This window comes from Oleiphilus sp. HI0128 (assembly GCF_001635365.1).
Genome location: NZ_LWGG01001185.1, coordinates 1 through 19,978, shown reverse-complemented (window position 1 = coordinate 19,978; position 19,978 = coordinate 1). Strand labels below are relative to the sequence as shown.

General features: G+C 43.3%; 15 protein-coding genes. 9 read left to right on the top strand and 6 right to left on the bottom strand.

From position 1 onward, the window contains the following. Together A3763_RS20025 and dinG are read left to right on the top strand one after the other, a co-directional pair. On the top strand, positions 1-226 hold a 226-nt coding region (locus tag A3763_RS20025), incomplete at its 5' end, for an AraC family transcriptional regulator (protein WP_156495206.1). Between the two features lie 60 nt (positions 227-286). Then, positions 287-2,413, top strand: coding sequence for an ATP-dependent DNA helicase DinG (gene dinG / locus A3763_RS20020; RefSeq protein ID WP_068510267.1), 2,127 nt, complete (start codon positions 287-289; stop codon positions 2,411-2,413). A 292-nt stretch (positions 2,414-2,705) separates the two neighbouring features. Here dinG and A3763_RS20015 read toward each other — a convergent pair whose 3' ends face one another. Together A3763_RS20015 and A3763_RS20010 are read right to left on the bottom strand one after the other, a co-directional pair. Continuing rightward, complete coding sequence (locus A3763_RS20015; RefSeq protein WP_068633292.1) at positions 2,706-5,444, bottom strand: LuxR C-terminal-related transcriptional regulator; 2,739 nt, start codon at positions 5,442-5,444, stop codon at positions 2,706-2,708. 33 nt (positions 5,445-5,477) lie between these two features. Beyond that, entirely contained in the window at positions 5,478-6,275 is a 798-nt protein-coding gene (locus A3763_RS20010) for a sulfite exporter TauE/SafE family protein (RefSeq protein ID WP_068510263.1), read from the bottom strand. Positions 6,276-6,516: 241 nt separating this feature from the next. Between A3763_RS20010 and cysB the strand changes: the two genes are divergently transcribed. Next, the gene (gene cysB / locus A3763_RS20005; protein ID WP_068510261.1) at positions 6,517-7,494 is read left to right on the top strand and encodes an HTH-type transcriptional regulator CysB; all 978 of its coding nucleotides are present in this window, start codon (positions 6,517-6,519) and stop codon (positions 7,492-7,494) included. Positions 7,495-7,520: 26 nt separating this feature from the next. Here the strand turns inward: cysB and syd are convergent, their stop codons facing one another. Both syd and A3763_RS19995 read right to left on the bottom strand, forming a co-directional pair. After that, a complete protein-coding gene (gene syd / locus A3763_RS20000; RefSeq protein WP_068554184.1) occupies positions 7,521-8,075 on the bottom strand; it encodes a SecY-interacting protein in 555 nt (184 codons plus the stop codon). A gap of 16 nt (positions 8,076-8,091) precedes the next feature. Next, entirely contained in the window at positions 8,092-8,565 is a 474-nt protein-coding gene (locus A3763_RS19995) for a hotdog domain-containing protein (RefSeq protein WP_068510682.1), read from the bottom strand. Between the two features lie 154 nt (positions 8,566-8,719). Between A3763_RS19995 and hrpA the strand changes: the two genes are divergently transcribed. From hrpA to A3763_RS19965, 6 genes are all read left to right on the top strand, one after another. Further along, positions 8,720-12,604, top strand: a complete 3,885-nt coding sequence (hrpA, locus tag A3763_RS19990) for an ATP-dependent RNA helicase HrpA (protein ID WP_068510684.1) — start codon at positions 8,720-8,722, stop codon at positions 12,602-12,604. A 159-nt stretch (positions 12,605-12,763) separates the two neighbouring features. Further along, positions 12,764-13,885 carry a beta-ketoacyl-ACP synthase III gene (locus tag A3763_RS19985; RefSeq protein WP_068510751.1) on the top strand — a complete coding sequence of 374 codons (1,122 nt, stop codon included), beginning with the start codon at positions 12,764-12,766 and terminating at the stop codon, positions 13,883-13,885. Positions 13,886-13,924: 39 nt separating this feature from the next. Beyond that, complete coding sequence (locus tag A3763_RS19980) at positions 13,925-14,683, top strand: VacJ family lipoprotein (protein ID WP_082865131.1); 759 nt, start codon at positions 13,925-13,927, stop codon at positions 14,681-14,683. Positions 14,684-14,791: 108 nt separating this feature from the next. After that, positions 14,792-16,288 (top strand): DUF3336 domain-containing protein, encoded by a 1,497-nt coding sequence (locus A3763_RS19975; protein WP_068510686.1) that lies wholly within the window; start codon positions 14,792-14,794, stop codon positions 16,286-16,288. 159 nt (positions 16,289-16,447) lie between these two features. After that, positions 16,448-18,118 carry an ExeA family protein gene (locus A3763_RS29975; RefSeq protein ID WP_304438873.1) on the top strand — a complete coding sequence of 557 codons (1,671 nt, stop codon included), beginning with the start codon at positions 16,448-16,450 and terminating at the stop codon, positions 18,116-18,118. A gap of 1 nt (position 18,119) precedes the next feature. Beyond that, positions 18,120-18,947, top strand: a complete 828-nt coding sequence (locus A3763_RS19965) for a general secretion pathway protein GspB (protein ID WP_068510690.1) — start codon at positions 18,120-18,122, stop codon at positions 18,945-18,947. Between the two features lie 4 nt (positions 18,948-18,951). Here A3763_RS19965 and A3763_RS19960 read toward each other — a convergent pair whose 3' ends face one another. Together A3763_RS19960 and A3763_RS19955 are read right to left on the bottom strand one after the other, a co-directional pair. Then, positions 18,952-19,635, bottom strand: a complete 684-nt coding sequence (locus A3763_RS19960) for a zinc metallopeptidase (protein ID WP_068510691.1) — start codon at positions 19,633-19,635, stop codon at positions 18,952-18,954. A gap of 89 nt (positions 19,636-19,724) precedes the next feature. After that, positions 19,725-19,910, bottom strand: a complete 186-nt coding sequence (locus A3763_RS19955) for a helix-turn-helix domain-containing protein (protein ID WP_068510693.1) — start codon at positions 19,908-19,910, stop codon at positions 19,725-19,727. Positions 19,911-19,978: the final 68 nt, after the last annotated feature.

Below are 19,978 nucleotides of genomic sequence, written 5' to 3'. Positions count from 1 at the left end.
CTATCATGAGTTGACTGGTATTTCACCGCTAAAACACTTTTCGAACATGAAGATCGAGCAGGCATGTTCTTTACTTGAGCAAACAAACATAAGTATTTCTGATATTGCTTACCAACTCGGGTATGATGATGCGCTTTATTTTTCGCGCGTCTTTAAGAAACTTATGAAGGTTTCGCCTAGAAACTACCGTAAGGAATTGCGCAAGCGGCTGGACGCGCCTTTGTAAAACGAAATATTTTTATTCTCTCCTTATTAATCGCCTAAAAAATAGTTATTTATTTAACCAATGCTTACAGACAGTCAAAAACAACTCATACAGTCCACTTATCGCAAGTTTACTTCTAGGGAAGGATTCCGCCCGCGATATGGGCAAAGAGTAATGATTGCCGAGATAGCAAAATATTTAGGCAGCATTAAAGAAGATGATCAGGGTGCACGAAAGTCCGACCCAGCAGTATGTGTTGTCGAGGCAGGCACCGGCACTGGAAAAACGCTTGCTTACAGCATTTCAGTGCTCCCTCTTGCTTTAGCGCAAGGTAGAAAAGTTATCGTTTCTACCGCTACAACCGCTTTGCAAGATCAGGTCATGAGCAAGGACCTACCTGAGCTAGCGAAATACTCCGGCCTTGATTTCAACTATGCCCTGGCAAAAGGTCGGGGTCGTTACCTTTGTCTGAGCAAGCTGGATCAACAGCTTGATAATGTCAATAGCGATACTACTGCGTTACCGCTATTTCTAACCCAGGAAGATAGCGTTTCTACCGATAAATCTGAGCTAGAGGTGTATCTATCTAAATACGCTTCAGGAGCTTGGGATGGCGACAAAGATACCTGGGAAAGCGTGATCGAACCTGAAGTTTGGCGCAGTCTATCGACTGATAATCAGCAGTGCAGCAAGCGCCGTTGCAGCTATTTTAATTCTTGCCCTTATTATGAAAGCAGAAAGACCTGGGACAATGCTGACATTGTCGTGGTTAATCATGATCTTTTGTTATCAGATCTGGCTTTGGGTGGTGGCGTTATATTGCCAGCACCCGAGCAGTCTATTTTGGTACTGGATGAAGGGCACCATTTGGCAGATAAGGCACTCAATCATTTTACGGTTCAAGGCGGTCTTAAAAGTACCGATAACTGGCTCAAGGTGCTTAGCAAAGCAATGGTGGAGCTTTCACCTTATTTATCGCAGGGTAATTTTCTTCACAAAAATATTGAGGATATTTCCTTGGTATCTACTCAGCTACATGACTGGATTACACGTACTTATGATTACCTTGCTCAGGAAATTCAATGGGATGAAGAAGACAATAATAGTGTCAAACGATTTCGCTTCCCACAGGGAGTTATACCCGAAGCGCTTTTAGATGCAGCGCAAGAACTAAAAGTTTTGTTTGCGAGTTTATGTCGTTTGCTTGACGATATTCGAAACGAAATGAACAAAGTTGTTGATGAAAAATCAGATTGCGGTTTATCTCGAGAAGAAGGGGAGCAATGGTTTCCTGTTATTGGTGCATTGTGTGACAGAGCCGAAGGTTTGCACGCGCTTTGGATGTTCTACGGAAAAGTTGAAAAAGAAGGTGCGCCGCCGAATGCGCGTTGGTTAATGCTGCGTGAATATGAAAACGCTGCCGATATTAGCTTGCATGGTAGCCCATTAAGCGCGGGTGGCTTGCTTCACGAAGCGTTGTGGAAAAAGTCTTACGCAGCAATATTAACCTCCGCAACATTAACAGCGCTTGGCAAGTTTGACCGACTTGCTCACAAAGCAGGTTTACCCGCTGATAGTGTTTATCATCGAGTGCAAAGCCCGTTTGACTTTAATCAAGTTGCCAAGCTGGTAATTCCTCCAATGACATCGTCAGCTTCAGACCCTGAACAGCACACTCAGGAAATATCCTCAAATCTGGCAAACTGGATTGGTGATGATCAAGCTGTATTAGTTTTATTCAGCTCTAGAAAGCAAATGAATGACGTGCTTTATCAAATAGACCCGGTCTTACGCAAAGATATTATGACCCAAGACGAATACTCAAAGCAGGAGCTGGTAAACAAACATAAAGCGCTTATAGATTCTTCAAAGCGAAGTATTTTGTTTGGCTTGGCTTCCCTCGCTGAAGGGATTGATTTGCCAGGCAATTACCTTACGCATGTTGTTATTGCCAAAATACCGTTTTCTGTGCCTAACGACCCTTTAGAGCAAAGCATTAGTGAGTGGCTCGAGGCGCAAGGTCGAAACCCGTTTATGGAAGTGACCGTGCCAGATGCCAGCCTTAAGTTGATTCAAGCTTGTGGTCGTTTGATTCGGACGGAGAAAGACACCGGCCAGGTGACGATTCTTGATAATCGGCTGCTCACCCGTCGTTACGGTAATCTCTTGATCAATTCATTGCCGCCATACCGTCGACAGTTTGGCTAAGCAAACCTGCTGAATCTATAAAATTTAGGCAAAAAAAAGCGGCGGATGATGCCGAACTATCATCTCGCCGCGTTCACAAGTCGGGCCTTGTAGGGAAGCCCTGATCGGAAAACTAATACCTGAAAGACGCAAACATCGCTAAGTAAAAGGCCTGAAGTTTTTACTTAGTACTGCTTGTTTCGATGAGTTTATAATAGGGCTTAGTCAGGCTTAATTAGATCGTCCATAAGGCTTACGCCTAGGCTTAAGTGATATAAAGTGTGATGCGCATCACACTTTATGATCTCGTATATTAGATCAGACCAATGCTTCGTGCTTTTGATAAAGCCTCTGTACGACTCTTTGCTTCTATCTTTCCATATAGGTTGCGAATATGTGCTTTGACGGTGGCCGGTGCGAGGCTTAGCTTCTGAGCGATCTCTTTGTTTGCTAAGCCCTGATCAATCAGGCCGAGCACTTCAAGTTCGCGCGAGCTAAGAGGTTCTAGCAATTGCTTATTGCTCTCCAATGCTGCTGCGCCAGGCAGTTCATCTTGTTGAACAGGCTTGGTCTCATTGCTTAATCCTAATGTTGCGCTCAATTTCTGCAAATAGCTGTCAGGTATGCTGGGATCAGCACCCAGTGCTAGAACCGGAAGAAGCTCAACAGCCTCATTGGTGTAAACAGAGATGAAGCCGTCCTGTGATGCGAGATGTAATGATTCTTTAATTGCTTCTTCGGCTTCTTTTGAGTTGTGGAGGCTATGGTAGATTGAGGCAGAAAGGTTCAATACTTGAATCAGGTTGTATACATGGTGCTTAGAACGAGTCTGTTCAGCAAGACGGTTAATTACTTCCAATGCAAGTTTATAATTACTTTGCGCCGCAAAAATCCGTGCTTTTGTTAGGTTAATATCCTCATAGTTTAAGGGGACAGCATTAATGCTTTCTTCGTTTAGTTCATTTATCACAAATTGAGCTTTCTCTATCATCCCCATTGATAAAAGGCAGCGAGCCTTTAGTGCGATGATACTTGGTGGAGTGAAAACGATGGAGTCTCGTTTGTGCTGATAGGTATGCCATGCATCATCCAAGCATTCGATAGCATCGACATATTTGCCCTGTGCAAAATAAAGCATTGCTTGGGTGTACTGAATGATTATGTGCTGGCCTGGCTCTGTCCCAATTTCCAAATGTCGTAGCAAGGGGTTGATGTACGACTGAGCGATAGTAAATTCGGCTTTCTCTGTATATATCAATGCCAAGGCACTATTTTGCCAACAAGAAATTATTCTAGGTTGAGAGTTGTCGTGATAGCTATCGATCCATTGTTGGTTAATAATCCCGGTTTCTAACGCTTTTTCAAGATTACCTTGGTAAAAATAGATCCATCCAAGCAGGCCGCTGCTTGATAGCACCGTGGTATATTTCTTCTCTCGCTTGCCATGCTCAATTGCTTCGCTCAAAGCAGCTTCCGCAGACTCCAGGTCACCGACAGCGAAGCTATCAAGACCAATTCCGTAATAGGTGACGGATTTAAGGGGCATCTTGGTTGTATCGAGCTCTTTCAGAACATCTTTAGTTAATTGTCCTGCGCTCTTTAGGTCTGACTGGCTGCGAGCCAGATAGGCCCGAATAAGCGAGATCTCACTATGTAAGTCAATTAATTCACTTGCGCTAGTTTCAATGCAAAGCAAGCGTTGCTTATCAATAAGGAGTTCCAGCTCTTCTAGCAAAGGGGCAATCACTTCAATTTTGTTACTGAAGAACAATGCCCAGATCTTAAGCATAATCGCGCGGGGAGACTGGCTAAATAGCTTTTCGGGTACTTTTCGAAGCCACTCTAAAACGAGTAAGTGATGCCCTTCATGTATTAGGTTGTTACCATTTTTTTCAAGCAATTGTATTAAAAGATCCCAATCTTGAAGTTGAACAACTTGCTCTATCGCTTCATGGGCTTGTTCATGCGTGACAAGCCACTCAATAGCGCTTTTCTGCAATGTTTCTAGAAGTGTTGGTTGCTCTACTTTAATTTTTCGAAGGAGCGACTCTCTAAACATCTCATGATAACGGTACCAGCTATGTTCATTATCTAAGGGGGTAATGAAGAGGTTTGCTCTATAAAGGTGGTCAAGTATCTTCGCAGAACCCTGGATATTAAGCATCGAGTCGCAAAGCTGCGCGTTTAAGCGGAGTAAACATGAAGACCTCAATAAGAAGTCTGAAACATTTTGCGGCTGTTGAGAGAGAATTTCACTCACAATATATTCGCTCAGATGCCTATCATCTGAAAGAAGCCTATCTACAGATATGAGCGACTGGTCAGCCTTGGGAGTGGAGACGGCGGATAGCGCTGCAAGTTGTAATGCGGCTATCCAGCCCTCACTGGATGCAAACAAGGAGTCTACTTGCGCATCACTTAACGATAGATTCATATAATCAAGAAGAAAAGCTTTAGATTCTTCAATAGAGAAGGCCAAGTCTGATGATTGTATTTGGTCTACCCAGTTTTTTACACTCCAACGAGAGATCGGAAGCGAAGGTTCGAACCTGCATGTGATGATAATTTGAACAGAAGGTGGCAGAAAATCGACAAAGTAGGCGAACTGGTTCAGGCATTCCTTACTATCAATGTTATGAAAGTCATCTAAGACAATATCAAGGTGCTCATTATGGCTAGCCCATTCATTCAACTCATTAATTATCGAAGTGACAGCGCCCTCAATGTGAGCTGAATCGTCCCGAAGCAGTGTCTGTGCTTCTTCTCCGAATTCAGAAATAGAGCTTTGAAGCGCTCCAAGAAAATAACGCCAAAATCTCAGTGCCTGATTGTCGTTCTGATCAAGTGATAGCCAGCAGTGTTTTGATTTACTGTGATGTAGCCACTGCGAAACAAGGGTTGTCTTACCATAGCCTGCAGGTGCAGAAACCAACACCAGCTTTCTGCCACTCCGAAGCTCAAGCCGCTCTAGTAGGTGCTTTCTTAAAATACTGCTTGGGTTATATGGCGGTGATAAGAACTTTGTTTTAAGTAGATTAAATGTTGGCGACATAGCTTCAACTGTATTTGTGTTGTGCGTTATTGGCTAAAAGATCGCGTATTTTACCCCAATAATCAATAGGATGCTGGCTAATATTGGCTGCAATATTTCACTTGGTAGTTTTTTGCTCAATTTTGAACCAAAGTGAATGGCAGGAATAGACCCAACTAGCAGGGAGATTAAAAGAACGAAATCCACATTACCAAGCTGCATATGTCCCAACCCGGCTATGAGCGTAAGCGGTACCGCGTGGGCAATATCAGTTCCGATGATAGTAACGGGGTTTAAGCGTGGATAAAGCATCATCAAAACTGCTGCACCAAATGCGCCAGCCCCAACAGACGTTAGGGTTACACAAATACCGAGAATAAACCCTGCAAATACAGTTAATAAGCCTTGGTATTTTTTAAGCTTATGACGCTCATTACTGCTTAGATTAAATGAACGGGTAAGGCGAGGTTTTATAAGAATTACCAGGGCGGTCATTATTAACATACAGCCAAGCACAGTTAATAAGATGTGTTGATAGCTGGACGGATCACCAAAGTGGTTCTTCAGCATGTAGACTGTAACAAGTGAAGCCGGGATACTGCCTAAGCCTAATCTAAATACTATCTGCCAGTTAACAGTAGACTGTTTCGCATGCGAAATTACACCGCTCGCCTTTGTTGCGGCGGCATAAATTAGATCCGTTCCAATGGCGATATGAGTCGGGAAACCGAAGAGTATAAGAAGCGGCGTCATTAAGGACCCGCCACCGACACCCGTCACCCCAACCGCAAAACCAACACCGGCTCCGGCAAGCACGTACGTAATAAAATCACCTAAAGCAAGAAATTCCATGATTATGGTCTAATATAGATAGGGAAATACAAGGCTTAGTTAATCAAATGGCCGTTTTTGAGGCCTTGCTGTTGATAACACTTCGAGCCAAATTGAACTTAGACAGCACATTAAACAAAGCTGTGCGCACCAATTTGATGCTATTTCTCATACTATAGCTAAGTTTTTTTATTTCCAATAAGAATATTTAGCTATAGCTTTATATCATTTTGGTGTAACCCGATCCTGTCTGGAGATAATAATGAAATTACAACAACTCCGTTATATATGGGAAGTCGCTCATCACGACTTAAATGTTTCTGCAACTGCACAAAGCTTATACACCTCTCAGCCCGGTATAAGTAAGCAGATTCGTTTGCTAGAAGACGAGCTGGGGGTAGAGATTTTCTCTCGTAGTGGTAAGCACCTAACACGGATAACACCCGCAGGCGAAGCGATACTGAAAGTTGTTGGCGATGTGCTTGGAGAAGTCGAAAGTATTAAAAAAATTGCTCAGGAGTTTAATAATGAGCACAAAGGTGACTTGTCGATTGCTACTACACATACACAGGCGCGCTATGTCCTGCCGACGGTAATTAGTCGATTTATGAATAGCTTTCCCGATGTTTCATTGCATATGCACCAGGGAACACCTGCTCAAATTTCCGAACTTGCCTCAGATGGCACCGTGGATTTCGCAATTGCGACTGAGGCGCTCGAGCATCATCCAGACTTAATCATGATGCCTTGCTATTCTTGGAATAGAATCGTTATCGTGCCTAACAATCACCCGCTTGCTTCAGATAGTGATATAACATTAGCCAAGCTAGCTGAATTCCCGATTGTCACCTATGTGAAAGGGTTTACCGGGAGGTCCAAGCTTGATGCTGCCTTTTCAGAGGCTGGATTATCTCCAAATATTGTCTTTACTGCGTCCGATGCCGATGTCATAAAAACTTATGTGAAACTCGGTTTGGGTATCGGGATCGTAGCATCCATGGCTTACGACACTCAAAAAGATGTCGGCTTGACTGCGATTGATACCGACCGACTGTTTGAGGCAAGTGTTACCAATATCGGATTCAGGAAGGGGACCTTTATGCGCGGCTTTATGTATGAGTTCCTACAACAGTTTGCACCTCATCTTACTCAGAAGGTTGTCGAGGAAGCATGCTACCGCCATATGCATCGTCAGGACGTTCAAGAAATGTTTGAAAATGTTAAGCTCCCGCGCTACTAAGAAGCATGGCTTAACATGAAGGCGCCTTAGTTGTACTCGAGTGCTGTAGGGTTGAGGGCTAGCAAGAAACTTTCAAGGTTGTCAGCCAACTCTTTATAATCTTTTCGACCTGGGCGCTCTAAAATGACTTTCCCGCTATGATTTTCAATACTTACAACTTCATTGCTGTCGGTGCAGCCGATAAATAGCGTTAAGCTCTGTTTGTTCTTAAGCTTCGCGAAACAGTGTCCGAGTATATTTTCTTTTAGACGCTCCTGATCTTCTTCGTTCCACGTTTGTATTAACGCAAAATCAACTAAAGGGTGCTCTACACGCATTCCGTTCGCCCAGTAGCTTTCGAAGAAGGCGTGGAAATCGGGATGGAATTTGGTCTCGAGCGCATCTTCAAGGCTTGCAAAGATATTCCCTGATCTCTTTTCCTTATGGCGCCAGTAATGACAGTCTTTGACGATACTAACTGCGCAAGGCGAGGGCCAGATCGGGTCGCATTGAAAAGAGGGTAAGCCGAGTTCATTAGCATTATGAAAAAGATTTTCGTAACGGGTTAGTATTGAATCGAGCGCTAAAAAAATCTTATCCATTATAATTTAATAAAGCCTAGTTCTTGATGTGTACTCGTGGGAGTGATTGTTGGTCTACAGATATCTTATCAATTGGGGCGATTACAGTCGACTCACCATTTACCACGACTTCACCATCTTGATTACTAACGTCACACTGAAACAACACTCTATGGTTTTCGAGCTTTTGGAGTACAGTGAGCTTTACCGTCAGCGTGTCTCCCAGCTCTACTTTTCGCTTAAAGCTTAGGTTTTGGTCCAGGTAGATACTTCCAGGCCCAGGAATGACTTTGTCGAAAGCGGTTGAGATAAGTGAGCTAGCCCACATGCCATAGCCGACTGTATCGTCATATACATTCTTTTTCGCAGCATCGACAGATAAAGCACTCAGCGGCATTTCGCCATTAGTCGCAGCAAATAAAACCAAATTCTCATCACTTAATGTTTTAGTAAATGTGGCATAATCGCTGACTCTTAATTCGTCATAGGTAATGTTTTCAAGTACGCGCATAACTTCTTAGCTTCTATAGTTTTGAATTAATTTTCTTTACAACTAATTTTGACAGAATAGTTTTAAGGTTCGTCTATTTAGAATAGGCTAGAATCCGTACGAATCAAAAACTTAGCTTTATTATTTTTTGTTATTTTGAACCAGGTTTTATCTAATGCCCTTAGATGTCAGAAAGCTTCAGCAGGCCATATCCAGCTGTTCTTACAAAGATCAAAGTCACTTTAAAAAACGACTCAAGCAACTCTCATCACACGGTGATGATAACGCCCTAGAGGAAAAGCTTGAAAAGCTAACTCAAGAAATTGAGGAATCTAAAGATCGTCTAAGTAAAAAAATAAACCGTCCGGTTTCAATCAAATACCCGCCTCAGCTACCTGTCTCCCAAAAAGTTGACGACATTAGCAAGGCAATAAAGGATAACCAGGTTGTAATTGTTGCTGGTGAAACCGGATCAGGTAAAACGACTCAGCTGCCAAAAGCCTGTCTTCAAGCGGGGCTTGGAAGGAAGGGCCTTATCGGCCACACTCAGCCAAGGCGTCTCGCTGCACGCACCGTTTCGACGAGATTAGCGGAAGAGCTAAATTCCCCGCTTGGTGATCTGGTTGGCTATCAAGTTCGTTTTACCGATCAAGTTAGTGATAGTACGCTAATAAAGGTCATGACGGATGGTATTCTCTTAAATGAAATCAAGTTTGACCGTTACTTAAATCGTTATGAAGTTATTATTATTGATGAGGCGCATGAGCGTAGTTTAAATATTGATTTCTTACTCGGTTACTTAAAACGCGTTCTGCTGAAAAGACCTGAATTAAAACTCATTATTACCTCTGCCACGATCGACGTAGACCGGTTCTCGGAGTTCTTTACTGGCGCGCCAATATTTTCTGTTTCAGGGCGAAGTTATCCGGTTGACGTGAATTACCGCCCATCTATTGGTGCAGATGTACAAGAGTTATCTCTTGGTGAGCAGATAGCTACAGTGGTCGAGGAGATTCAAGACGAAGAACGCCAACGCTCTTGGCAAGTTGGCGATGTTTTGGTTTTCTTACCTGGCGAGCGAGAGATCAGAGAGATCGCCAAGACCCTTAATGATTATGAATGGCGTGACACCGAGATACTGCCCTTATATGCCAGGTTAAGTACCAAAGACCAGAGCAGGGTGTTTCAACCTCACTCTGGCAGACGAATCATCCTTTCTACTAATGTCGCTGAGACCTCAATTACAGTGCCTGGTATCCGCTATGTAATTGACCCCGGTACCGTGCGGATTTCCCGCTATTCGTATCGCTCAAAATTACAGCGTTTGCCTATCGAGTCAATCTCCCAAGCGAGTGCAAATCAACGAAAGGGTCGTTGTGGGCGGATTGCTGAAGGTATTTGTTATCGACTTTACAGTGAAGACGACTTTATTTCACGACCTGAGTTTACCGATCCGGAAATACAGCGCACCAATCTAGCGGCTGTTATTCTTAAAATGATCGACTCCGGACTCGGGGCAGTGAAAGACTTTCAGTTTATTGATCCACCTGACTCTCGTCTTTTAAATGATGGCTATAAACTACTATTTGAGTTGCAGGCCGTCGATGAAAACAACCGCTTAACAGCGTTGGGCAAGAAACTTGCGACGCTTCCCACAGACCCTCGTTTAGGACGCATGCTGCTTAGCGCTCAGGACTTAAACGCAGTAAAAGAAGTGCTGATTATTGTTAGCGGCTTAAGCATACAAGATCCTCGTGAGCGCCCTGCAGATAAGCAGCAAGCAGCTGACCAGGCTCATGCGGAATATAAAGACCCTGAATCAGATTTCCTTTCTTTTTTGCGGTTGTGGGAATTCTTTGAAGATAAACGCCAGGAGCTAAGCAATAATCAATTAAAGCGCTTTTGCCAGAAAAACTTCCTATCCGCTGTGCGTATGAGGGAGTGGCGCGAGATACATAGACAACTATTACTCGTTTTAAAAAGCATCGGCATCAAGGAAAATGATAGCGAGGCTTCTTATGACTCTATTCATAAGGCTTTATTGAGCGGCTTGCTTGGCAATATCGGTAAACATGAAGAAAAACGCGAGTATCAAGGGTGTCGAAATCGACGTTTCCACTTATTTCCCGGGTCTGGCGTAAACAAAAAGCGCCCTAAATGGTTATTTGCCGCTGAAATCGTGGAAACTCAACAAGTCTATTCCAGATATAACGCAAGGCTCGATCCTGCATGGATAGAACCGCTTGCAAAGCATTTGGTAAAACGTTCTTATGCCGAACCTCATTGGGAAGCCAAAAGGGCACAAATAATTGCCAAAGAAAAGGTGACCTTATACGGACTTGAAATTGTCTCTCAGCGCCCAGTTAACTACAGCCAGATTGACCCAGGAGTTTGCCGTGAAATATTTATTCGCACCGGACTCATAGAGAGAGAGTTTCGCACCAAAAATAAGGCTATCGCTCATAACTTAAAGCTTATTGATGAAGTGGAATCGATTGAAGACCGCACGCGTCGTAAAGATGTCCTGGTCGATGATGAGGTGATATACGGACTTTACGATAAGGCTTTACCTGAACACATTGTGAGTGGTGCTGCATTTGAAAAGTGGGCAAAAAAAGCAAGCGAAGCTGACTCAAAGCTAATACGGTTTACAAAAGGTCAGCTGCGCAGCGAAAATGCGGATTCATTCGATCCGGGCCTATATCCTGAACATATTGAAAATAATGGCATACGCTTTCCTCTGAGTTACCAGTTCAAACCCGGCGCTGAAGATGATGGTGTAAATATCTCGGTGCCAATTAATGCAATAAAACAGCTAACTGTAGATAAACTCGAGAAGATAGTTCCTGGCTTGCTTCGTGAAAAATGCATCCACCTGATCAAAACGCTTCCCAGAACTTTGCGAAAGCACTTTGTTCCTGTGCCGGATGTTGTAGACAAGATACTGCCAAAGGTTGAAGCTAGTTCACGCCCTTTGCTTGAGATTCTTAGTGATGAGCTAAAAATTATAGGCAGCATATCTATTCCTATTGAGGCCTGGAATCTTGAGTCACTAGACAGTCACCTGCGCTTTAACATTAAAGTGCTGGATGAGCGAGGCCGGCTGATTAACCAGGGTAGGGACCTCGTTAAGCTTTCGCAAAAAGTTGAGCATTTGGCAAAAAACGCCGCAAAACTGGAAGAGAACCGACCTGAAAAACAAGTTGATATTACTGCCTGGGACTTTGGCGAGCTCAAACAATCCCAGATAATAAAACAAGCGGGTATTGAAATGATGCAATACCCGGCGCTTCAAGATTGTGGAGCACACATCAGGCTCATTCATTGTAATGATAAGCTAGGTGCCGAGGCGATTACGCGAATTGGAATTGCGCGATTACTAAGCTTTGAGCTCCAAGGTATTCGCTCGCAATTCAAAAAAGCGATTAAAAACTACCAAAAGCTAGGCTTGCTTTATGCACCTGTCGGGCAAGCCAGCGCACTTTATGATGACTTTCTGATTGCGGCAATATGTTTGCACTTCCTTAATGGAGAGCTTCCACGCAATGCAGAGCAGTTTAGTGCTTGTCTACAGGGCGGTAAGGGTGATTTCCTTAAGATCTGCGAAGAGTTCAGCGCTCTTGTTTTCGACATACTTAATCATTACCACCAGATAATGAAGCGCCTAAAAGGTAAAATGAACTTGGCAGTAGCTATGCCTATGGCTGACCTTAAACACCAGATTACCTGCTTAGTCTACGATGGCTTTTTGCAATCCACGCCCTATACCTCGCTAAAGAGCTTTCCTAGATATTTGCAAGCTTGCTCTCTACGCTATGACAAAATGGCAAGAGATATGGCCAATGAAAGGCGCTATGTACCCTTACTATCCGAATGGTGGGAGCAATACGAACTTCGAAAAAAACAGCTGGATGCTCAAGGTTTAAAGTGCGAAAACCTGGAGCGATTTCGCTGGTTACTGGAGGAGCAACGAGTGTCTTGGTATTCACAGCAATTGGGTACGAGTGAGACTGTCTCAGAGAAAAGGTTAAACAAACTCTGGGAGAGCGTTAGGCGGTAGCCGAATACTCACCAAGGTTGGCTCAAATATTGGTTGTCATTAAAGCTCGTAAAACGTAATCTGTGCAGCTATTTTCTTACTTATCGGCTTGTACTTAGTGCAGGTTTTGAATCTAAACGCGGTACGCTTGTCATGCTTGCCGTTAGCAAAGAGGTGACCATGATAAAGGCTGCTATTTCTGGTACTGGGCTGTTTACACCAAGTGAATCTATTTCAAATGATGAGCTTGTTGCGAGTTTTAACGCCTATGTGCAAAGCTTTAATCGTGAAAATGCTGACAAAATAGCCGCAGGCGAACTCGAAGCGCTACAAGAATCTTCTTCCGCTTTTATCGAAAAAGCTTCTGGAATTAAAAGCCGATACGTAATGAATAAGGCTGGCATTCTTGACCCTGAAATAATGCACCCATTGCTACCTGAGCGCTCCAATGACGAGCCTAGTATCTTATGCGAAATGGCCGTTAAAGCAGCCAAAGATGCGCTCAAAAATGCAAACAAAACCGTCGCTGATATCGATGCCGTCATCGTCGCTTGCTCGAATCTACAGCGCGCTTATCCAGCTGTCTCAATTGAGGTTCAAAGCCAACTTGGTGTAGAAGGCTTCGCATATGATATGAATGTGGCGTGCTCATCGGCCACATTTGGCCTTCAGGCTGCGCTCAATGCTGTTCAGTGCGGTTCTGCCAGGGCTGTATTGTTAATAAACCCGGAAATCTGCACAGCGCATTTAAATTTTCGTGATAGAGATAGTCACTTTATCTTTGGTGATGTCTGTACCGCAATCGTGATAGAGAGAGCTGACACAGTATCTTGTGATGACTCGTTCGAAGTTGTCAGCGCAAAATTAAAGACAACCTTCTCCAATAATATTCGTAATAATTTTGGATTCCTGAATCGTTGTGCTCCCGGCAGTGAAGGCTTTAGTGATAAGCTATTTGTTCAGCAAGGGCGAAAAGTATTCAAAGAGGTATCTCCACTCGTTGCTAAAATGATCAATGAGCACTTGGCGGAAAACGAGCTTAGCGCTGAACACCTAAAACAGATGTGGCTCCATCAAGCTAACTTAAGCATGAATCAGCTTATCGCCAAGCGTGTATTAGGTCGTGCAGCAGAGGTTTCTGAGGCACCTGTTATACTGGATGAATATGCGAATACTAGCTCGGCCGGTTCTGTGATTGCATTTCATAAGCATCGATCAGAACTCGAAACCGGTGATTATGGTGTACTTTGCTCTTTCGGTGCAGGCTATTCTGTTGGTAATATAATCCTAAAGAAACTATAACAACTAAAAAGTAAGCAGAACTATAATAAGAGATTAAGTATGCGCTTTTGTTACCACGCTCTAATTTTATTATTTCTAAGTACCTTTACGCTTAATGCATTCGCTAATGATGAAGCAGAAGAGCCTTATTATGACCCTAGATACGCAGAAATAGATCCTTATGAGTCATTTAATCGAAGCATGTTCGTATTGAATGATAATTTGGATGAGTATCTCGCCACTCCCTTGGCAAAGCTTTACAGATTTGTAACGCCCGGTTTTGTCGATAAAGGTGTTACCAACTTTTTTGGCAACCTCAATGATGTCGAAACCTTTGTTAACTCTTTGCTGCAGGCTAAGTTTCACAACGCGGTTGTTTCTCTTAACCGAGTTATCTACAACACTGTTTTTGGCATAGGCGGCTTGTTTGATGTTGCGACCTCATTTGGCCTGGAAGCCAGCGATGAAGATTTTGGACAAACACTTGGTTATTGGGGTTATGAAGAGTCTACCTATCTTGTGTTACCTGTTCTAGGGCCATCTACCGTCAGAGACTTTAGCGGACAAATAGTAGATTACGTTGCCGACCCGGTTGACTATCTTGTCGAATTCTCAACTGAAGAAAGTATTGCTCTAAAGGCTGTTGATTTAATAGATACACGAGCAGACCTGCTAGCTGCGAACAACTTATTATTCAAAGAAGACCGCTACGCCTTCTTCAGGAGTGCCTATTTGCAAAATCGAAACTTCCTTATTAAAGATGGCGAAGTAGAAGACCCGTTCGCTGATGATGAAGATTTTGATTACGAGGACTTCTAATATCAGGCTTATTTAACATAAGTTCACAGGGCTTAATACAAGTTCAATATATCTGCAGAAAAAAATAACCTATAGTTGATTGATGGGATAAAAGATAAAATCAACTATATGGCTCGCTTTAAGATGCACACCACGATAAAAAAAGAAAAACAAAGAATGTCGCAGGCTACCTCATTCCTTGAATGGAAGGACGCCGCTCAAACACTCGACTCCATGCAACATAATGATGCCTGGAAAGACAATATTGCTTCTGATGTATATAACTACGAACTTATTTCTGATCGACTCTGTCTTTTAAGAGAGCACAAGCAAAATGGTGATCTCACCGCTTTGTATCGAGACATTCGCGAAGGCTTGCATCATGACCTTGGCAATATGGGTGACATACGCCTTTATAACCAATGCTATTACGGCACCAAAACACTCATTGAAGAATACGTTGAAGAAGTTTGCGATTGCCTTTCCTATCTTTGCGATAGGCAAACCTCTGATATGCCATCAAATAAAAAGTTAGATTTTTTTAAAGATGTACTTTTATCCTTCGGTCGCCCCGCATTATTGCTAAGTGGCGGCGCTTCCTTAGGAGTCTTCCATATCGGTGTTGTAAAGGCCCTGTGGGAGCATGGCTTATTGCCAGATGTCGTAACTGGCTCAAGCGCCGGTTCTATCATTGCTGCCGCCTTAGGGACGCATACCGATGACGAACTACCTTCCTTGTTTGACCCTAATACCCATAATATGAAAGCCTGGAAGTGGATGGGCCTATTGAATGGTATTAAAGGCAAAGGCTTTATGGATCAGCGTCAGCTGCAAGACTATATTCGTAGTTATGTAGGTGAATACACGATGCAAGAGGCCTACGAGAAGACGGGGCGGAGTATTAATATCACTGTTTCGCCTGTCCAGGCTCATCAAAAGGCTAGATTATTGTCAGGTTACACATCTCCATACATGCTAACGTGGAGTGCATCGTTAGCGTCTTGCGCAGTTCCAGGAATTTTCCCCCCGGTTAAACTGCTTAAGAAAGATGAACATGGACACAACGTACCGTATATGCCCCGCTTACGCTGGGTTGATGGCAGCATGGTTAGCGACTTGCCAATCGAGCGCCTAATGCACCTCTACGATGTTAATTATTCTATCGTAAGTCAAACCAATCCTCATGTAGTGCCTTTGCTGGAACGAACAAAAGGGCTGTCTAGTAATCGTTTCTTAAAATTACCCCTAGCGCTTGTTAAAGCCGAAGCAAAATTTCATGGCCAGGCAGTGAGTGACTATATAAGAACTCATACCAAATCTGAGATGCTTCGACAAGTTTCTGGTCATGCTTATTCTATGATGTCTCAGAATTATTATGGCGACGTCACTGTTGCTCCAAATTACAAGCTTGGGCACTATATGAAGCTGCTTAGCAATCCCGATACGAAATTCATGAAGGAGTTAATGCTTCAGGGTGAGCGCGCGACATGGCCTAAATTAGCGATGATTCGTACACATTCCAAAATAAGCAAGACACTCGAGAGCTGCATTTCCCGCTTAAAGACTGATGTTAGAACGCATCGTGGGAGCCTTAGTTTAATTGATGATCATAAGGCAATCCGTTAGCGAGTGTAAGGACTTGCTTTTGGCGAGCCCTGTCTTTAAGCTTTGCGTTTGCTACCAAGCTAAACTTCGCAACTACGCTAAGCTGACGTCATGTATCAGGACTTTTTTGGTCTTAAAGAACTACCTTTTTCTATAGCGCCTGATCCCAGGTATCTATATATGAGTGAACGTCATAGAGAGGCGCTTGCTCATCTTTTATATGGTGTATCCGGGCAGGGCGGTTTTGTTGTTCTTACAGGTGAAGTTGGAACAGGAAAGACGACAATTTGCCGTTGTTTTTTAAATCAGATTCCAAAAAATACCGACGTAGCATTCATCATAAATCCGAAGCTCTCGGCACGTGAGCTTATGGCATCAATATGTGATGAGCTTGGAATAGCGTACCCCGATTCAGCATCAATTAAAGTCTTAAATGACCTAATTAACAGCTACCTGCTTGATGCACACGCTAACAATCGCCACACCGTACTCATTATCGATGAAGCTCAAAACCTTAGAGTTGATGTACTAGAGCAGCTGCGCTTGCTTACTAACCTTGAAACATCTGAAAAGAAATTACTTCAGATAATTTTGCTTGGGCAACCCGAATTAAGGGAAGTGCTAGCTCAGAATGATTTAAGGCAGCTCGCTCAAAGAATCACTGCAAGATACCACCTGTGTGAGCTGAGTAAAGTTGAAGTTGGTGCTTATGTTAATTGTAGATTATCGGTTGCGGGGCGACGCGGGCGTTTATTTAATCAAAAAGCAATAAAAACTCTTTTTAACTTGAGTGGTGGCGTACCGCGATTAATTAATCTTATTTGCGACCGCGCCTTGCTCGGTGCTTATGCAATGCAAGAGGATGTTATTGATGCAAAACATATTAAGAGCGCATACGCGGAAATACAGGGGCCAAAGTTTAAGCAGCCACTAAAACTAAGTTCGTCAATCAAAAGGGGGATAATTGCTGTCCTGCTAACAATAATTGCCAGTATTGGAGTATTTGCTTTGGACAAGCGATACGACAACAGAATAGCTGAGCTGGAAAGTATAATCTCTTCTTCCAAAACAGAGCCCGAGCTGCACCCAGCCTCAGTAAAACAAATCACTCCTGAAGAGGGCGACGACTCCAAGGCTATATCAGAAAGCGGTACTTCAGCAGAAGAAGTGGCAGATTTACAGCAATTTTCAACTACGGAAAAAAGCCCCGCTAAGGCTCCTTATGCTGATAACTCATCAATACAGATCCCGATCATTAACGACCTATCTTCTCTCAAAACCCAGAAAGATGATCGATATCATGCATATCGCATGATTTTAGAGCGTTGGGGAATCGACTATCCTTTAGCCCCCTTTATGCTGGCCTGTGATTACGCCGAAATGTACGGTCTTAAGTGCTTGCATAAAAATGGTAATTGGCGCTCGTTACTAAAGTTAGACCGACCCGCGGTGTTAACCCTAGTCAATGACTATGGCGAGTCGCTATATATCGCAATACTGGGGGTTGAAGGTAGTGATGCCTTGGTTTCACATAAGAATGAGAAGTATTGGGTTTCTCTTGACGAAGTTGATCGCTACTGGTTTGGGGAGTACTCAATTGTTTGGAAGGTTCCTCCTTACAAATCGAATCTCGTAATGCCAGGACAGAAAAAAGAAGAGGCATGGTTGAGGAAAAGCTTGTCTCGACTCAGTCAGTATAAAGCCAATAAAAGCGAACCAATTGAAGACCAGATTAAGCGCTTTCAAGCCAGCTCAGGCCTTGTGCCTGACGGCATCGCGGGCAGCATGACGCTGATTCATATAAATTCGCGCCTTAACTTAGGCGTCCCTCGACTTATGGGGGCGAATTAGCATGTCATACATTTTAGACGCCTTGAAAAGGTCAGAACAGGATAGGCATCAAGAGAAGGTTTCTTCGATTAATAACGATATGATGGTAATGCCAAGGAATATGTCGCGACAGCCTCTTTGGCCTTACCTCCTAATATTTGTCCTTTTACTTAATGCAGGTGCGTTGATATTTTATTTTCTAGGCAGCAATTCTACTGATGAGAGTGGAAGCTCTGAAAATAGCCTGTTAACTGACAATAAAGCACTCTCCTCGACTGAGCCGGACATTAAGGATACTGGCCGTAAAACCAAGGCACTTCCATCCCATCTCATTGATAAAGCACCCATTCAAGCAAAGCCTCTTCCTATTCTAAAGGATGACTTTTCCGATAAACGCTCTGCTAAGGAGGATAAAGAGCCAGTCGAAGCTGACGATGTTATCCGACCTAAAGCGGGTGTTAAGCGCATCAGCCCGCCGCTTGCCGAGCCTTATTCCGAAGCAGCCCCGGTTTCTAAAGCTGTCGAGGAAAAAATATTGCCGACAAGTGTGAACGACGAGAGCGATAGAAGCAAACAAATTAGTAGTGCACCAAATGCATTTTCAGACCTTCCTCTACTAAGTGAAATGAATATTAGCTTTCAAAGGGGGGTTCCGACAATAGAATTTAGCAGTCATATCTACTCTTCAGAACCGAGCGCACGAAGAGCCATGATTAATAATTTGTACTTAAGGGAAGGGGATGGTTTCTCTGGCTTAGTCATTAGAGAAATTGGAGAGTTTTATCTTGCGCTAGACAAGCAAGGAACCATCTTCAAAATACCGGTATTGCGCGACTGGCAAGCGCCATAGAACGTTAGCGCCGCAATATGGCTAGCCATCGCCAGACATTCAATACACTTGCTAGAGTTGCCGCGACGTAAGTCATTGCAGCAGCTTTAAGAATCTTACGGCAAGGCTCGATTTGATCATCTTGCAGATAGTTACCTTCGGTAATTATCGGAAGTGCCTTGTTAAAACTTGCATCCCACTCCATAGGCAATATTACTAATTGAAGTGCCACTGAAATAAAAACAGCACAAAGCCCGCATAGTAAGCTAATAATTCCGAGTTGTGGTACCTTAAAAATAACAACAAGAACCGGAATAATCCCAAGCATTGCGATCGCAGCCTTTTCTATCAATAATGCTATCGGGGTGTACCGCTCTCTTAGTCTGACTATCTTTTCATTCCTATGATACTGAAGCGCATGGCCAAATTCATGGCATGCGATAGCGACTGCGCTAATAGAGCGCCCATCGTAGATGTATTTGGATAGCCTAATCGTAGACTCATGTGGAGAGAAATGATCTTGCCCGTCAGGGCATTCTTCAACCTTAAGGTCTACTAGCTCGAATCTTTTAGATAAGTGTTTTACTAACTCAGCACCGGTACCAGGAATATCAGGTAAATCTTGAGCATATTTTTTTATGGTGTATTTAACCCATATACCTGGCGTAATGAGTACAAATAGAATGAGGGCAATTAAAATATAAATCATAAGGCGAGTGTAGCTTGTTGCTAAACCAAAAAAAAGCCCGCTTAATCGCGAGCTTTATAAGGCAACCTGAGCTTTGTTAGGACAAAGCCTTAACCGTTTAGCCTCTTTTCAATTTCAATATACTTAATAACAGCATCTTCAGGAAACATGAGCTCGCTTCCTTGTTTAACGCTTTTAATTAAGCTCTCGCGGGCATAGCGTTTCACCGTAACTTCGGTTTTTCCCATCATTGCGCTTGCTTCAGCGAGTGTTAGTAACTTTTCTCCGCCTGACATACTTTGCTCCAAATAATATTAGTCGTAAAAAATCGAATATGTGAATTAGAGTATAGTTAATGCAAATA